The following is an 18319-nucleotide window of genomic DNA, read 5'->3' as shown; positions in this document are numbered from 1 at the left end:
ATGTTAAGTGCTTTGCTATACTATCGCCCCGTCTTGATTCTTATTTAAAATTCCATTTTCCTGATATTCTAGGGTTCGCATGAGTACAAAATTTATCTTCGTAACGGGCGGGGTTGTTTCGTCTTTGGGTAAAGGTATTGCCGCAGCATCGTTGGCAGCAATATTAGAAGCCCGTGGCTTAAACGTAACTATTCTTAAGCTGGATCCTTATATCAACGTGGATCCGGGTACAATGAGCCCAATTCAGCACGGTGAAGTTTATGTAACTGAAGACGGTGCTGAAACTGACCTAGACTTAGGTCACTACGAGCGTTTCATTCGCACCAAAATGACAAAGCGCAACAACTTCACGCAAGGTCGTGTTTTTGAAGACGTGCTTCGTCGTGAGCGTAAAGGTGAATACCTAGGCGCGACAATTCAGGTAATTCCACATATCACTAATGACATCAAGCGCCGCGTAATTGAAGGTGCTGAAGGTCACGATATCGCGATCGTTGAGATTGGCGGTACTGTAGGTGATATCGAGTCACAACCGTTCTTAGAAGCTATTCGTCAGCTTGGTACAGAACTTGGTCGTGAAAATGCATTATTCATGCACTTAACGTTAGTACCGTTCCTTGGGGCTGCTGGTGAAGTTAAAACTAAGCCAACTCAGCACTCTGTAAAAGAGCTACGCTCAATTGGTATTCAACCAGATATTCTAGTATGTCGTTCATCTTGCAAACTTCCTGCAAACGAACGTGCAAAGATCGCACTTTTCACTAACGTAGAAGAAAAAGCGGTTATTTCACTTCAAGACGTAGACAGCATTTATAAGATCCCAGCGTTATTAAAGTCGCAAGATCTTGATAACTTAGTGTGTCGTCGTTTCTACATTGAAGCACCAGAAGCTGATTTAGCAGAGTGGGAACAAGTTCTTTATCAAGAGTCTAACCCAACTGGTGAAGTGACAATTGGTATGGTTGGTAAGTACATTGAGCTACCAGATGCATACAAGTCAGTAAATGAAGCGTTAAAGCACGCGGGTCTTAAAAACCGTGTAACAGTAAACATTCAATACGTTGATTCACAAGATATCGAAAGCAAAGGTGTTGAGTTATTACAAGACCTAGACGCTATTTTAGTACCAGGTGGTTTCGGCGGCCGTGGTGTTGAAGGTAAAATCCTAGCGGCTAAGTATGCACGTGAGAACAAAGTACCTTACCTTGGTATCTGTTTAGGTATGCAGGTTGCGCTAATCGAATATGCGCGTAACGTTGCAGGTCTTGAAGGTGCAAACTCAACAGAGTTCGACGCAGAATCAGCGCACCCAGTTGTTGGTCTGATCACAGAGTGGTTAGATTCAGAAGGTAACGTAGAAGTACGTGATGAAGCGTCTGATTTAGGTGGCACAATGCGTCTAGGTGCGCAACTTTGTCACTTAAAAGAAGGTTCAAAAGTACGTGAAGTGTATGGCAATGCTGAAATCACTGAACGTCACCGTCACCGTTATGAAGTGAACAACAATTACATCGAGCGTCTTGAAAAAGCGGGCCTACACTTCACAGGCTTGTCTGAAGATAAGAAGCTAGTTGAAATCATCGAAAATAAAGATCACCCTTGGTTCATTGCTGCTCAGTTCCACCCTGAGTTCACATCGACACCTCGTGATGGTCACCCGTTATTTGAAGGTTTTGTGGGTGCAGCATTTGCTCACCAGAAAGCTGAAAAATAATCTGAAGAAGCCGTGCGTTTGCACGGCTTTTTTGTCTCTAAACCGACTACATGTATTTTGTTAAGGTTGGTATGTAATAAACATTGTTGTGCAGCGTTATTTTTATTCAATTTAAACAATGCAGACCAATGGTTATTATGGGGTTAAGTAAAACTGTTATTTAATCCTATACAGGAAAATAGCTATCAATAAAACATTATCACCACTATGGGAATAAGAGGAATCAAGATGTCAAAAATCGTTAAAGTGATTGGTCGTGAGGTTATGGACTCTCGCGGTAACCCAACCGTTGAAGCTGATGTACATTTAGAGTCAGGCGCTTGGGGCCGTGCGTGTGCACCATCAGGTGCGTCTACTGGTACTCGCGAAGCACTTGAGTTACGTGATGGTGATAAGTCACGCTACCTAGGTAAAGGCGTACTTACTGCTGTTAACTACATCAATAACGACATCGCATCAGCACTAGCTGGTAAAGACGCGACAGAGCAGCGCGTAATTGATCAAATCATGATCGACTTAGACGGCACTGAAAACAAAGAAAAATTAGGTGCAAACGCGATCCTAGCTGTATCTCTAGCAGTAGCTAAAGCAGCTGCAGAAGATAAAGGTATTGCCTTATACGAGCACATCGCTGATATCAACGGTACTTCTGGAAAGTACTCAATGCCAGTACCTATGATGAATATCATCAACGGTGGTGAGCACGCTGATAACAACGTTGATATTCAAGAGTTCATGATCCAACCAGTTGGCGCGTCAAGCTTCCGTGAAGCGCTACGTATGGGTGCTGAAATCTTCCACAGCCTTAAGAAAGTACTAAATGCACGTGGTCTTAACACGGCAGTAGGTGACGAAGGTGGTTTTGCACCTGACCTTAAATCAAACGAAGAAGCACTAGAAGTAATCGCTGAAGCTGTTGCTGCTGCAGGTTACGAGTTAAACAAAGACATCACATTAGCACTAGACTGTGCGGCGTCTGAGTTCTATGTTGACGGTAAATACGACCTGAAAGGCGAAGGTAAAGTATTCGATTCTGAAGGTTTTGCAGACTTCTTAGCAGATCTTGCTGCGCGTTACCCAATCGTTTCAATCGAAGACGGTCTTGACGAAAGTGACTGGGCTGGTTGGAAAGTATTAACTGACAAGATTGGTGACAAAGTTCAGTTAGTGGGTGACGATTTATTCGTTACTAACACTAAGATCCTTAAGCGTGGTATCGATGAAAACATCGGTAACTCAATTCTTATCAAGTTTAACCAAATTGGTTCGCTTACAGAAACACTTGAAGCAATTGCAATGGCACATGAAGCTGGCTTCACTGCAGTTATCTCTCACCGTTCAGGTGAAACTGAAGATGCAACTATCGCTGATTTAGCAGTTGCAACGTCTGCAGGTCAGATCAAGACTGGTTCACTATGTCGTTCAGACCGTGTAGCTAAGTACAACCAACTTCTTCGTATTGAAGAAGCGCTAGGTGACAAAGCAGTTTACAACGGTCGTAGCGAGATCAAAGGTCAGTAATTTTTAGCTGATTTTGAAAGCCGCCTAAAAAGGCGGTTTTTTTGTGCCTGTGTTTTATACATTTCGCTTTTCTGCTTGCCTATTTATTTCTATTGAATAAAGTATTTATAGAGTCATGACAAATAGAGTAAGCTTTGAACGTTTTCAATAAAGCCCATCTTACAGACAGCAATCCGCTAGAACTAGAATCTTCCGCTTTTAAAAGATTGTCTAATCAATTTTGGAGCTTACAGATAGGTGGCTGGCTTGGTTACATGTTTGTGGTGTTTATTGCCATTATTCGCCCGCAATTTGATTCCCCTGACTTTAATTTAGTTGGTCAGATAATTAACCTCATTGTCGAAACACTCAGTGGCTTTTGCCTTTCTTTATTACAGTGGTTGTTTATTCAAAGAGTTATTCACAATACTTTGAAGCAAACTTTAATAATGAGTTTTTCATCTGCTGCAGTGCTGGGTTTACTGTATAACATTATTAAGCTAGGTAGTTATAAAGTAATTGTGCATAGCCAACAGTGGAATGAAGCATGGAATATGCTCGAATTCGGTGGTTGGTTACTATTCTCTTTAGCGACCATGTTTGTGTGGACGTCAATCTTCTTCATCATGCTTTATAACAGCAAGTTACAAAGAGAGCATGAACAATTATTAAGAGCGCAGACTTTGGCTAAAGATGCGCAACTCGAAATGTTACGTTATCAGCTCAATCCGCATTTTATGTTTAACACAATGAATGCGATTTCGACACTTATCTTAAAAGAAGAAAACGACACCGCGTCAGAGATGCTAGACAAATTATGCGACTTTTTCCGACATTCTTTAGAAGCAACAAAACAAAGTAACAGTACGATGAAAGATGAATTGGAGTTATTGAAACTCTATTTGTCGATTGAAAAGGTCCGCTTTGGTAAACGCCTTAAAGTAAACTTTGACGTAGATAAAGACGTAATGCACTGTGTATTACCCAATATGCTTTGTCAGCCCATTATCGAAAACGCAGTTAAGTATGCGGTAGAGCCAAGCAAAGAAGGTGCTGAGATCACTTTTAAGGCATATAAAAGCGACGAAAGTTTAGTAATTAAAATAATGGATACGGGCCAAGCTGTAAAAGAATTACACAGTAAAGGCTTTGGTATTGGTTTACAAAATACCCGCTCAAGATTAGATGTGATGTTTAATGGCGAGTGTGAGGTGACTTTGGCACCTAATCAAAAAAGAGGAAGTACAGTAACCATGACGATGCCTTATGAGGTGAATAATGACTAAACAATTAACAGCTGTAATTGTTGATGATGAACCATTAGCCCTCGAGGGGCTGAGCCTACGTCTGGCGAAAATTCCTGAAATAAAAGTAATTGGTCAGGCTGAAAATGGCGATGAAGCCATCAAGCTTTGTCAAACTTTAGAGCCTGATGTGTTATTTCTAGACTTACAGCTGCCCGGGTTGAATGGCATCGAAGTTGTTCAGGCAATGCAGTCTGACACCTTACCTATGATAGTCTTTGTCAGTGCTTATAGTGAGTATGCCATTGAAGCATTTGAGCTTAATGCCATTGATTATGTGCTTAAACCGGCGAATTTAGGTCGTTTGCAAAAAACCGTATCTAGAATACTTGAGCGACAAAACCCCCATCAAGCCGAAAAAGAAAAATTTAAACTGCTTAATGCATTAGGAGAAACCTCGGGCATCGAAGTCAGTGAATTAGAAGAGTGGCTTGAATCTGATGACCCCCTTCCTACCTCTATCAATCAAGAAATAGTAATAAAGAACAGCGATAATGAAAAAGTGCTCGTCCCGGTAAAAGAAATAAAATGGGTAGATGCGGCAGGTGATTATATGTGTGTCCACACCGAAAAAGACACCCATGTATTGCGTATAACAATGAAGAAATTACAGTCATTATTAGATGAAAAACAGTTCGCACGAATTCATAAATCGACCATAATTAATTTAAATCACGTTATAAGCATCAAGCCGCTTCGAAATAACGAGAGCATAGTCACTTTGAATGACGATATTGAGCTAAAAGTCAGTCGAAATTACAGCCCAGTTTTGCAAAATTTTATTGCGGAAAAGCCAGTTATAAACTAAGCCTGATTTAACACTCACCTAACATACAATGCCTGAGCTGCATCAGTTCAAAGCAACTCATCAAATAAGTGCGCCAATATGGCGCACGACCCCAATATAAAAACACCTCATTAACCCAGGCAACAAAAGGCTTACACATTTCGTCGTAAATTTGTTTCGTTTTGTCGCGCACTATTTTGACGCATGTCACGGGCGTCTCAGCTCTATTTCATGATACCGAATCTGCATTGTAACAATGAGGTTAATGGAACAGGATAAAGTCAGGCGCAGTTTACATGCTTGTCTGTTTACTGCACACCATGCGCAATTTATGAGAAATCATCAATAATAAGATATTAAAACTTACCTCATAAATTGTTATGACAACAAAGTCGCATATTTGGAACACACATTATGATAAAAGTTGCAAAACATTTTTCACATGTTGGTGCCTTAATCGCAGTATCTACCTTAGTGGGATGCGGCGGTGGTGCTGAGACGAAAACAGATCCAACACCAATCAATCCTCAAGCTCCAGTGAGTGATTGGAAGTTGGTTTGGAGTGATGAGTTTGATGGCACATCAATCGATGGTCAAAAATGGACTCATGAGGTTAATTGTTTAGGCGGTGGTAACGAAGAGAAACAGTGCTACACCGAAGATGAAGCAAACTCTTTTGTGAGTGACGGTACGCTGAAAATCGTTGCGTTACCTGCCGCTGAAGGTGCACAACAGCCTTATACCTCAGCAAGAATGGTTACCAAGAATAAAGCTGATTTTAAATATGGCCGCTTTGAGATCCGTGCAAAGTTACCAAGTGGTCAAGGCAGTTGGCCAGCATTTTGGTTACTTCCTACTGATGAAGTGTATGGTGGTTGGCCTAAATCTGGCGAAATCGACATTGTTGAAGCAGTAAATTTAAAAGCCGAAGATGCTGATGGTAACCCTGAGAGCCACGTATATGGCACGCTACATTATGGTAAAGATTGGCCTGATAATGTGAACTCTGGCAAAGCGTACAAATTACCCGATGGTGCAAACCCAGCTGATGATTTCCATACGTATGCAATTGAGTGGCAAGAAGGTGAAATCCGTTGGTATGTGGATGATTATCTATATGCAACACAGCGCCGCTCTGAAATTCGCACTAACTCAAAAGGCGAAACGGTTGGTTTAAAACATCGCGGTTGGTTTGCAGAATATTTTGACCAGGTAACAGGAGAGCTAACGACTCACTACAGTAATGCACCGTACGACCAAGAATTCCATATGTTACTGAACTTTGCAGTAGGTGGAAATTGGCCTGAAAACGTCAACGAAACAGGTGTTGACGCAAGCGCGTTTGAGAATGGTCAAACATTCGAGATCGACTTTGTACGTGTTTATCAATGTCAGCAGAACGTTGATACCGGTAAAGGCTGTGAAACGGTTCGTGCAGGCTATGATTCAATGGACGATGCCCTAGTAGAGGGTAAAGCACCCATTCCTTCACCGCCATCTTCAGGTGTTGCGCAAAACCTAACTATATTTGGTGATGCTTTTAATCCTAATTGGCCTGCATGGGATTGTTGTGGCGGTTCAACACCACAAATTGTTGCGGATGAAACCAAAGGCAATGTAGTTGAGTTTGTAGTGGGTGCTGCGCCGACAGTGAACGGCTTCATCACTCGAGAAGCATTTATCACAGATGAAGCTGGCAAACCATCGCCATTTGATGCCTCGCCTATGATTGAAACGGGCAAGCTTAGCTTTGACATGAAAATCGTCACGGCACCAAATAATGCAGATTCTACTTGGATGCTAAAAGTGGAGAGTTCTGAGGGCACAACGTTTGCTGAGATCCCAGTATCATCTAATATCTCTGGCACTGAACCTGTTGTTGGTCAATGGCAGACTTTTGAATTCTCATTGCAAGCTTTAGCTGATGCTGGTTTGGATCTAAGTGCCATTGATGTAGTGATGATCTTCCCTGCATGGGGCACTGGTGAAGGGGCGCAATATCGTGTTGCGAACATGAAGATTGCAGCTGATACCGCATCTCCAAAATTAACAGTATTTGAAAATGAACAAAATCCAAGTTGGCCACTATGGGATTGTTGTGGTGGTTCAACACCAACGGTGGAACTAGACGATGATGCCCACGGTAATGTTGCTGAATTTAAAATTGGTGATGCACCAACGGTAATGGGTTTTATTTCACGCGCTGACAATGTGCTTGATGGCGGTACTGTGAGCCCATTCGATGCAACGTCAATTCTGTCAAATGGTGTGATTGAATTTGAGATGAAGATCACCAACGCACCAGATAACGCAGCAGCCCCTTGGATGTTCAAAGTTGAGTCAGTAGGCGCAGAGACGTTTGCCGAAGTTGATTTATCAACCAGTGTGGAGCAAGCCGCACCTGTTGCAGGTGAGTGGCAAAAGTATACATTCAAACTATCTGACTTAGCAAATGCGGGTTTGGATGTAAGCGCAATAGACGTGTTAATGATTTTCCCTGCATGGGGTCAAGGTGCCGGTGCTATTTACCGTGTTGATAATGTGAAAATCTACGATCCAAATGCGTCTGATGCATTCATGGGCCATGTACTATTTGCTGATGATGTGAAAGAAAAATGGTCGTTATGGGACTGTTGTGGTGGTTCAACACCAACAATCGAAAACGACGATACAGCACATGGTATGACAGCTGAGTTTAAAGTGGGTGCAGAGCCTACCGTTCTTGGCTTATTTGCTGAAGATGAACACTTTATTGATGCATCAGCACTGTTTGAAACGGGCGTTGTGCAATTTGAGCTAAAAGTAGTAACAGCACCAAATAATGCTGACGCAGCTTGGCTATTTAAAATTGAATCACTCGGTGCGAGCAGCTTTGCTGAATTACCTTTAAGCAGCAGCCAAGAAGGCAAAGCACCTGTGGTCGGTGAATGGCAAACTTACACTTATTCTTTAAAAGACTTAACTGACGCTGGTTTAGATATCAGTGCAATTGATGTCTTAATGTTCTTCCCTGCTTGGGGAGCGGGAGAGGGTGCGGTTTATCGCGTAGATAACGTGATGATCAAAGCACTTTAACACTAACCGATAAGGTCGAGCGTGCTTGTTCACGCTCCTCACTGAGCAAGATTTTAGTAGGGTAATTATGAACACATTCAAATTCCAACAATCAAAAATCGCACTTTATGTGTGTGCGGCATTAAGCACAGGCTTTACAGCCAATGTGTTTGCGAACGAAACAGATAAAGAAAAAGACGTAGAAGTCATTGAAGTACGAGGCATCAAAGGCAGTTTGATCCGTTCGATGAATGTAAAGCGTGATATGTCGGGTGTTGTTGATGCTATTTCAGCTGAAGAAATGGGTAAGTTTCCAGATACTAACTTGGCTGAGTCACTACAACGTATTACGGGTGTTGCAGTTAGCCGAAGTAATGGTGAAGGTAGCCAAATCACAGTGCGTGGTTTCGGTCCTGACTTTAACCTGGTGACTTTAAATGGTCGTCAAATGCCAGGTACGGGTAATACCCGTTCTTACAGCTTTGAAAATTTATCTTCAAGCGGTGTGTCTGCATTAGAAGTCTATAAAACAGCGCGAGCTGACAACCCAACAGGTGGTTTGGGTGCAACGGTCAACATTGTCACTGCAAAACCACTTAGCAGCGCCACAGAGAAGTTTTCTGTGTCGGCTAAAGCGATACATGATTCATCAAATGAAGCGGGCGAAGATGTCACGCCTGAGTTCTCAGCCCTATATTCAAACGCTTATTTAGACGATACCGTGGGCTTTGCTATTTCTTTTAACCATCATCGTCGTGATTTTCAACAGCAAGGGGCCAATATTCAAGGTTGGCAAGCGAATGTCGATTTACCTGGTAATTTAGATGAAGATAAAGTGGTCGACCCTCGTCCACTAGACGCTGATGGCAACCGTGTTGGTAATCACTTCTTCCCGCGAGATATGAACTACGGTATCAGCGATTACCAGCGTGAAAGAACCAACGGCCATGTGGTTTTCCAATATGCGCCAGTCGATAATATGGTGTTCACATTAGACTATGTGGGTACCAAAGCCGTGACAGGTATGAACTCAATCGGTTGGGGTATGTGGAACGACTATGGTGGCAATATCAATGCGTATGAGCTAGATGAAAATGGCACGGTTGTTTACGCTGATATCAGTGGTAATGATGGCTCGTTTACGGCATCTCGTGCAACGACAGAAGTAGAAGAGCGCTCTTTAGGCTTTAACTTCGATTGGCAAGTTACGGATTCTTTAAAACTAGTTTTAGACTACCATGACTCTCAAAGTGAGACAGATAATGGGGCAGATGAAGGATTAGGTAGCCATGGTTCACTGGTTTTAGGATCAGACCAACTGATTACTAAAATGTACGACTACCGTACCGGCGAAGTACCTCATGCGAATATCCTTTGGAAAAATGGCACAAACGAATTGCTAGCAAGTGAAATGGACTCTCATTTTAGTCAATTTATTCATTCTCCGGGTAAAGCCACCGTTGATCAAATTCAATTAGATGGTATCTGGGATGTTTATTATGATGATATTGGTCTGGTAAACATTAAGTTTGGTGCTGCGCGTACTGAACAAGAGATGGGTGGCTCTAATGCTTGGAGTGGACTAATTGGTGGTTTCTTATTTAATCCATCTTGGCCTGAAATGTTCCCTGATGGCATGTTTACTAAACATGACACTAGCGATTTTTTAGATGCCTTTGCAGGTGGTGGCAGTGATTTAAATCCTCACTATTATTACACGTTTAATTTTGATGAAGTCGTTGCTCGTTCAGAAGCGTTTTTAACCAACGAGCTGTTAGGTGGTGATGATTACTTTGCCACGACGGCCTATCACGATATGGGTACTTTCTCTAAGAGCTCGGTAACAGAAGAAACCACCAGTGTTTATTTATCAAGTTTCTGGGAGTTTGAAGTTGCTGACTTCCCTGTGCAGCTAAATGCAGGTGTTCGTTATGAAGAAACTGATGTAACCAGTAATGTATTCCAACCAGTCCCAACTGCCGTTTGGTGGAAAGGTGGCAGTGAATGGCACACCCAATATCTTCCTGGTGAAAACAACACGTTAACATTGACTGGTGAACATGATGTGTTTTTACCTATGCTTGATATTAAAGTTGAGTTAACCGACGACTTAGTGTCACGAGTTTCTTGGGGTAAAACCATTTCGCGTGCGCCTTTAGGCGATTTAGCAGGCGGTCGTAGCCTATCAGGTAGTCCAAAAATTGGCTCGCGCAATGCGAGTGAAGGTAACACTAACTTGTTACCATTTGAGTCTACAAATTTTGACTTAAGCTTAGAGTACTATTACGCAGAAGGCAGCTACGCGGCGATTGGTTATTTTGATAAATCGGTTAAAAACTTCATTGGTAGCCAAATTGTGTCTACTACGATTGAAGGCTTTAATGACATTTACAAAGGCCCTCGTTGGAACCAAGCAGTTGCTGATATTGAAGGTCGAGGAGAGCAAGCTACCAATGATGCTATTTTTGCTCAAATGCAAGCGAATGGTTCAACATTAAACGAGCAAGGTTATATCACGCCAAACGCAGATGATCCTTTGATGGTATGGGACATCACTCGTCCATTTAATGCGCCAGATACTAAGTCAGTAGATGGTATTGAAGTTGCTGTTCAGCACCTTATTGGTGAAACAGGCTTTGGCGTAGGTGTGAATGCAACTTTCGTAAACGGTGATGTTGAATTCGATGTAAATAGTCTTGATCAGCAAACTCCATTAACGGGTTTGAGTGATTCAGCAAACTTCCAAGCTTTCTATGAAAAAGACGGGCTATCTATCAAGTTAACTTACGCATGGCGTGATGAGTACTTGATTGGTGTAGGTCAAAGTCAAGGCTCTTCAGATAACCCACCTCAATTTGCTAAGGCATTTGGCCAGTGGGATATGAGTGTGAACTATGACCTGAACGACCAAGTGACCGTGTTCTTTGAAGGCATCAACTTGAATAACGAAACAGAGCAAGGCTACGGCCGTTACGAGCGTCAGTTCTTATTTGCAAGAGAATATGGCCCTCGTTATGCGGTGGGCGTTCGTTACTCGTTCAATTAATTCAATATCTCATAACAAGTGCTTACCTCTTTTTTGAGGTAAGCCATTCAAGATTAATTAAAACTCAGGTGCTAGCAACCTCTATAAGCGAGCGCTCTGGGTTTGGCATGCTGGAATATGACTATGGCAAGCTCTATAGGTACTTTTGATACAAACAATCAGGTTGAACAACCGCAGAATAATACTTTTGCGCTGATCACCTTAACCACTTTGTTTTTTATGTGGGGGTTTATTACCTGTCTAAATGACATTCTAATTCCTTATTTAAAAAACGCTTTCTCCCTCACTTACACCCAAGCCATGCTAGTGCAATTTTGCTTCTTTGGCGCTTATTTTATTGTGTCGATCCCTGCAGGCACTTTAGTAAGTAAGATTGGTTTCAAAAAGGGCATAATTACGGGCCTTGCAATAGCAAGTCTTGGGTGCTTTTTATTCTATCCTGCAGCGGCTTTTGGTGTGTACGCCTTATTTTTAGGGGCGCTATTTGTACTGGCTGCAGGTATCACGGTCTTGCAAGTGTCAGCGAACCCATTTGTTAGCGCACTTGGTCCTGCAAAAACCGCTTCTTCGCGTTTGACTATGACGCAAGCGTTCAACTCGTTAGGCACAACAGTCGCGCCATTTTTTGGTGCTTGGCTGATTTTCTCAGAGACAAATTCAGCTGCACAAACTGATGCAACGGCAGTACAAGTGCCTTATTTATTTTTAGCGCTGACGCTATTGGCTTTAGCTGTAGTATTCGCCTTTATTAAGCTGCCAGAGCTGGGGAAAAGTGAACAATCAACCCCGTCAATTAAAACCGCACTGAAATACACTCACCTTAAACTCGGTGCGATTGGCATCTTTTTATATGTAGGTGCTGAAGTCGCCATCGGTAGTTTTTTAGTGAACTTCTTACACGATCCAAATATTGCAGGTTTGAATGAAGCACAAGCCGCTAAGTTAATCGCATATTATTGGGGCGGTGCCATGATCGGCCGCTTTATCGGTGCAGTTGTGATGCAAAAAATCGAAGCGGGTACAGTGTTGGCATTCAATGCGGTGATGGCCATTGTTTTGCTTGTGGTTGCAGTGATGTCAGAGGGCGCTGTGGCTAAGTGGTCAATTTTGGCTGTTGGCTTATTCAATTCAATCATGTTCCCAACCATCTTCAGTTTAGCAATTAATAAATTAGGCGATGCAGCGAGTCATGGCGCAGGTTTACTTTGTCTTGCCATTGTTGGCGGTGCAATCGTGCCATTATTCCAAGGCATGCTTGCCGATGTGGTCGGCGTGCAACTGTCTTTCTTATTGCCAGCACTGTGTTATGTGTTCATTGGCTACTTTGGCTTAAAAGGCCATAAACCTGTAAATAGCTCTTCTGAGAGGTAATAAAATGAAGCGTTTAAAGAAATCATTAGTTGCAGTGATGGTCACAGGTTTGTTGGCATCATGTGCAAAACAAAACGACACTGTTGAAGTAGAAAAATCAGGCTTAGATATTTGGCCGACGATTAACTCTGAAGTTAAAAAAGACCCTGAGATTGAGCGTAAAGTCGCTGAATTGTTGGCAAAAATGACGCTAGAGCAAAAAATTGCGCAAATGATCCAACCTGAGATCCGCGATATTACAGTTGAGGATATGCGTCGCTACGGCTTTGGCTCATACCTCAATGGCGGTGGTGCATTTCCAAATAATAATAAACATTCAAGTGTGAAAGATTGGGTTGATTTAGCAGAGGCGATGTATCAAGCGTCAGTTGATGATTCACTAGATGGCATCAAGATTCCAACCATGTGGGGTACAGATGCAGTGCACGGCCACAACAATGTGATTGGTGCGACGCTGTTCCCGCACAACATAGGTTTAGGTGCGGCAAATAATCCAGACTTGATTGTAAAAATTGCCGAAGTGACCGCAAAAGAAGTGATGGCAACTGGTATCGATTGGGTGTTCGCGCCAACTGTTGCCACGGTTCGCGATGATAGATGGGGTCGAACTTACGAAGGTTATTCTGAAGATCCAGAAATAGTGAAAGAATATGCTGCTGCAATTGTTCATGGCTTACAGGGTACGCAAGGCGATAACTTCTTAGGTGATGATAGAGTCATCAGTACGGTTAAGCACTTTGTGGGCGACGGCGGCACGGTAAAAGGCGACGACCAAGGTAATAACATTGACTCAGAGTTAGACTTATTCAACATTCATTCGCAAGGTTATGTGGGCGGTTTAACAGCGGGTGCACAGTCTGTGATGGCGTCTTTCAATAGTTGGAATGGTGAAAAAATTCACGGCAATAAATACCTACTTACCGATGTTTTAAAAGACAAAATGGGCTTTGATGGCTTCGTGGTAGGTGACTGGAACGGCCATGGTCAGATCAAAGGGTGTAGCAACCACGACTGTCCACAAGCGGTGAATGCAGGTCTTGATGTTTACATGGTGCCAACGGATGCATGGAAACCCTTGATGGAAAACACCATTAAGCAAGTGCGTGCTGGGGTTATTCCAATGTCACGTATTGACGATGCGGTAACGCGTATTTTACGTGTGAAATTCCGTGCAGGCTTATTCGATAAAGCAAGCCCTGCAAATCGTCCATATGCCAATAAAACTGAGTTGATCGGTCATGCTGAGCACCGTGAAGTTGCAAAGCAAGCGGTGCGTGAATCTTTAGTATTACTGAAAAATAACGATAACTTGCTGCCACTTTCTCCTAAGCAGAATATTTTAATTGCTGGCGATGCGGCGAACAATATTGGCAAGCAATCGGGTGGTTGGACAATTACTTGGCAGGGCACCAACAATGAAAATACTGATTTTCCTGGTGGCTCTTCAATCTACGACGGTCTGGCCGAACAAATTAAAGCGGCTGGTGGCAAGGTTACACTTAGCGAAGATGGTAGCTTTGAAAACAAGCCTGATGTTGCCATTGTGGTATTTGGTGAAGAACCATACGCGGAAGGCCATGGTGATAAAGAAAATCTCGTATATCAACAAGGTGATAAACGTGATTTAGCTTTACTGCAAAAGCTAAAAGCGCAAGGTATTCCGGTGATCTCGGTGTTTATCAGTGGACGTCCACTTTGGGTCAATCCAGAGCTAAATGCCAGTGATGCTTTTGTCGCTGCTTGGCTACCGGGTTCTGAAGGCGATGCGGTTGCAGATGTGCTACTGACAGATAAAGCGGGTATGGTACAAAATGACTTTAAAGGTAAATTGTCATTCTCTTGGCCTAGTCACCCAAGTAAGCCGGTAAATCGTTTTGACGCCGATTATGCGCCATTGCTGCCTTATGGCTTTGGCTTGCAGTACGGTGATAAGTCTGTGTTATCAAATAGCTTGAGTGAATCAGTTGAGCTTGATAATGGTGCAGATGCAAACAGCTATGTATTCAAAGGGAAGACTTTCGCGCCTTGGCAAATGCGCTTGTTCTCAGGGGCAAACAATCAGGCAGTGATGTCGAGCAGCATCGCTCTAAAAGGCCTTGAGTACCGCACTATCGATAAACATATCCAAGAAGACGCATTCAAACTGGTTTGGACAGGCCTTGAAAGTGCGGGGATGGAGTTTGTCAGCAAAAGCTGGTTTAGAGAAGACTTATCTATGATGCAAGCTAGCAACGCCGCGGTAGTGATTGAGCTTATGCGTGATGGCCTTGCAGAACAGCCAGTGATTATTTCGAGTCATTGTGAAAGTGAAGGCGATAAGCCGGGTAGCTGTAGAGCACATATAGACATCACTGAGCAGTTAAATAGGCTACCAGACACGCAATGGCAGAATTTATCAATTGACTTAAATTGCTTTGCTAAACAAGGTTTGAAATATAGCCAAGTGATCATGCCATTTGCAATTTCTACAAGCGGTAAGGCAAATCTATCTATCAGTGATATTCACTTTGCGCCTGAGCAAGGTAAGTCCGCAAGCATTCAGTGTGAGTGATTATGGATAATGTAACTGAAATTAGGCTAGTTGCGGATATTGGTGGTACCAATATCCGCATTGCGCAAGCAACGAAAGACAATCAGTTATCGCATGTCAGTACGTATAAATGTGCTGACTTTGCTGAACTGTCTGATGTGCTTAAGTTGTATATTGCTGAGCAAGAAATCGCAGGTAAGGCCTTACATGCTTGTCTTGCGATTGCCTGTCCGACTGATGAAGATTGGATCTCAATGACAAACTTGCCATGGGCGTTTTCGCAAACTGCGCTTAAGGCAGAGTTGGGCTTACAAAGCTTGTATTTAATTAATGACTACAAAGCCATCGCGATGTCAGTACCTTTTTTAAATGATGAGCAAAAGTGTCATATCCGAGGGCCACAGCAGGGCAGAGCTAATAGTACCATTTCGATTTGTGGTCCAGGTACTGGGCTTGGGGTTGCAACCCTTACACCGGTTACACTGCAAGGCAATCATTTCTGGCATTGTATTAACTCAGAAGGCGGGCATATTGATTTTGCACCGGTAGATGAGCTGGACTTGATCATTTTCAACTATCTCGATAGCAGAAAACCACGGATCTCTTATGAGCAGCTATTGTCTGGCTATGGGTTAGAGCAGATCTATAGTGCGATTGTAGATTACCAAAACACCATAGAAGGACGCCATGCCGCGGTACACAAAACCAGTTTGAGTGCGGCTGAGATTTCGCATAATGCTATTACAGTAAATTGTGGTTTATGTCGTTTGGCACTTCAACAATTTTGTAAAGTGCTAGGCAGCTTTGCAGGTAATCTTGCATTACTTAATAGCAGCTTTGGTGGGGTTTATATCGCTGGAGGTATTGTGCCTAGGTTCATTGAGTTTTTAAAACAAGGTGATTTTGGTGAGCGTTTTATTGCCAAAGGGCGCCTTTCTCATATTGCGGAGCAGACACCTGTGTTTGTGATCACAGAGCCGCAACCGGGTCTGTTAGGTGCAGCTGTATTTTTAAATCAGGAAATAAACTAGCTGAGCTTAAAGGCCAAACTGTTCTGCTAGGATTTGAGTAGTAAACGGAATTTTTAAATAATAGCCGCGTGGCAAAGTTTGCGTCATTGTACCGTTTGGCCCAATGACATCAGTTAACGCTTTGCTGTTCGCGGCTTTTGGTCTAATTTGCATCACCTCACCTAAATGGCCCGAAATTTCATCTATGCGGCCAAGTGCAATTAGCTCCATTTGCTCTTCCCAGTCTCTTTGTAATTGATGCTCTTGTATTTCGCTAGGTTGCCATAAAAACCCTGAGCCTATAGTTCTATCTATGGGTTGAATGGTTTTTTCAGCAAGAATCGGTAGCCATAAAACATGGGTAAGCTTTTTCTTTACGGTACTTGATTGCCAAGTCATACCGGTCAGGTTAGTCAGAGGAACAACCGATACATAGGTCGTCTCAAGTGGTTTGCCGTTAAATCCAATAGGTATGGTTTTAAGCTCAATACCTAAGTGCTCAAAGTCAGGTACAGGTTTTGAGCCTGCGGTGGCACCCAACACATATTCTAATAATTGACCTTGCCAGCCTTTTTCACGTAATAAATGCTCAGGTGTTTTAAAGTTAAACTCAGCCGCAATCTCGCCTAGGGTCAGCCCTGCAATTTGCTCAACGCGTTGCATGAGTTCATTGATGGTGAGTGGCGGTGAAGGTTTTAGCATGGTGAGCTCTCGTTACAAAATCAGCGATATTGTAACGAATGAGCGCGTGGGAGGCTACTGAGCAAAGGTACAATAACTTTGCTTAGTAGCGAACAATTAACTCAGCATCATGTTTGCAGCCATGGCGACCAGTAAAAATGAGAAGAATTTCTTGATAGTGGCAACGGGTAGATGGTGTGTGGCTTTGGCACCAAGGGGGGCGGTAAACCAAGACGTGCAAACAATACCAAGCAGTGCAGGTAAATACACAAACCCGGCAAAGCCATCAGTCAGTGCAAAATGGCTACTGCCTGAGCTGATATAACCAATTGAGCCAAACAGGGCGATAACGATGCCGCAAGCAGAGGCGCAGCCAATGGCCTTTTTCATATCGACCGAGAAAAAGCTTAACAGCGGTACTAAAAGTGCACCGCCGCCAATTCCTATCATGGCTGAGAGACCACCAGTTATAGTGGTTAACGTGGTTAATACACCTTTATTCGGTAAAGTGCGCTCACTAGGCGTATCGGTTTTACTGCTTAAAAACATTTTTAGTGCAATAAGTACAACACTCACTGCAAATACAATTCTGACAATGTGTTCAGGTAAAAGTGCAGCCATGAAGCCGCTTATTAGGGCGCCAAGGGCGACACCTGTCATTATCCAAGGGGCTATTTCCCATGGCACGTTACCATTTTTATGATGCGCAATAGCTGAAGAAGTCGAGGTGAATAGAATAGAAGCCAATGAGGTCGCAATGGCTGCAACAACCACTTGTTCAGTAGGTAGCACTTCAAAATGCAGTAAGATAATACTCAATATTGGCACGATAACTAAACCGCCACCAATACCTAATAATCCCGCTAAAAAGCCCACAACACTGCCAAGTAATGCACAGTACAACACCAATAGTATTAATTCACTCATTCCGTTTTCTCTTCATTGAAATTAACGCTTTGCTGAGATGCGTTCGATAAATAGACATCTAGACCGCTCGTGAGTATATCAACATCTTAACGGCTTGTTATTGTTAAGTGGGAGATAACTACTGAAAAATCCTCATGTTTTGTATGAAAGAAATAGATATAGGAATGAATTTTATTTAGACGTCTAGATTTCTATTGTGTTTTTGTCATTAATCTGGCTTTTCATTATTCAATACGGGCAAGCATGACCCCTGCAACGTGAATCAAACTCAAGTTTTAGGTGAAATTAAACCGTTTTTCTTCAAGTTATAGGATCCGTATAACTAATAGGGCTCCGAACGCAAGACCAAACGAATTTAAGTATTCCTTAGTAAGTCAGTACAAGATAAGCATGAT

General features: G+C 42.8%; 11 protein-coding genes. 9 read left to right on the top strand and 2 right to left on the bottom strand.

Annotated features, from left to right (window positions below):
* Window positions 1-79: 79 nt before the first annotated feature.
* The 9 genes from AAEU28_RS03475 to AAEU28_RS03435 all read left to right on the top strand — a co-directional run bounded on the left by AAEU28_RS03475 (window position 80) and on the right by AAEU28_RS03435 (window position 16337).
* Complete coding sequence (locus AAEU28_RS03475; RefSeq protein ID WP_421962954.1) at window positions 80-1714, top strand: CTP synthase; 1635 nt, start codon at window positions 80-82, stop codon at window positions 1712-1714.
* A 228-nt stretch (window positions 1715-1942) separates the two neighbouring features.
* The gene (eno, locus tag AAEU28_RS03470; RefSeq protein ID WP_421962953.1) at window positions 1943-3235 is read left to right on the top strand and encodes a phosphopyruvate hydratase; all 1293 of its coding nucleotides are present in this window, start codon (window positions 1943-1945) and stop codon (window positions 3233-3235) included.
* Between the two features lie 134 nt (window positions 3236-3369).
* A complete protein-coding gene (locus AAEU28_RS03465; protein WP_421962952.1) occupies window positions 3370-4500 on the top strand; it encodes a sensor histidine kinase in 1131 nt (376 codons plus the stop codon).
* Window positions 4493-5326, top strand: a complete 834-nt coding sequence (locus AAEU28_RS03460) for a LytR/AlgR family response regulator transcription factor (protein WP_421962951.1) — start codon at window positions 4493-4495, stop codon at window positions 5324-5326. Before AAEU28_RS03465 ends, AAEU28_RS03460 begins: the two co-directional genes overlap by 8 nt.
* A gap of 393 nt (window positions 5327-5719) precedes the next feature.
* Complete coding sequence (locus AAEU28_RS03455) at window positions 5720-8380, top strand: family 16 glycosylhydrolase (RefSeq protein WP_421962950.1); 2661 nt, start codon at window positions 5720-5722, stop codon at window positions 8378-8380.
* A 67-nt stretch (window positions 8381-8447) separates the two neighbouring features.
* On the top strand, window positions 8448-11405 hold the full coding sequence (locus AAEU28_RS03450) for a TonB-dependent receptor (RefSeq protein ID WP_421962949.1): 2958 nt from the start codon (window positions 8448-8450) through the stop codon (window positions 11403-11405).
* Between the two features lie 123 nt (window positions 11406-11528).
* Window positions 11529-12776, top strand: a complete 1248-nt coding sequence (locus tag AAEU28_RS03445) for a sugar MFS transporter (RefSeq protein ID WP_421962948.1) — start codon at window positions 11529-11531, stop codon at window positions 12774-12776.
* A 4-nt stretch (window positions 12777-12780) separates the two neighbouring features.
* Window positions 12781-15327 (top strand): glycoside hydrolase family 3 protein, encoded by a 2547-nt coding sequence (locus AAEU28_RS03440; RefSeq protein WP_421962947.1) that lies wholly within the window; start codon window positions 12781-12783, stop codon window positions 15325-15327.
* A 2-nt stretch (window positions 15328-15329) separates the two neighbouring features.
* Entirely contained in the window at window positions 15330-16337 is a 1008-nt protein-coding gene (locus tag AAEU28_RS03435) for a glucokinase (protein WP_421962946.1), read from the top strand.
* Window positions 16338-16343: 6 nt separating this feature from the next.
* Here the strand turns inward: AAEU28_RS03435 and mutH are convergent, their stop codons facing one another.
* Window positions 16344-17018, bottom strand: a complete 675-nt coding sequence (gene mutH, locus AAEU28_RS03430; protein ID WP_138631299.1) for a DNA mismatch repair endonuclease MutH — start codon at window positions 17016-17018, stop codon at window positions 16344-16346.
* A 96-nt stretch (window positions 17019-17114) separates the two neighbouring features.
* Window positions 17115-17924, bottom strand: coding sequence for a sulfite exporter TauE/SafE family protein (locus AAEU28_RS03425; RefSeq protein ID WP_421962945.1), 810 nt, complete (start codon window positions 17922-17924; stop codon window positions 17115-17117).
* Window positions 17925-18319 lie beyond the last annotated feature (395 nt).

The sequence above is a fragment of the Pseudoalteromonas sp. SS15 genome (genome assembly GCF_049257195.1).
Lineage (GTDB): Bacteria > Pseudomonadota > Gammaproteobacteria > Enterobacterales > Alteromonadaceae > Pseudoalteromonas.
This window is presented reverse-complemented; position numbering and strand designations above follow the sequence as displayed.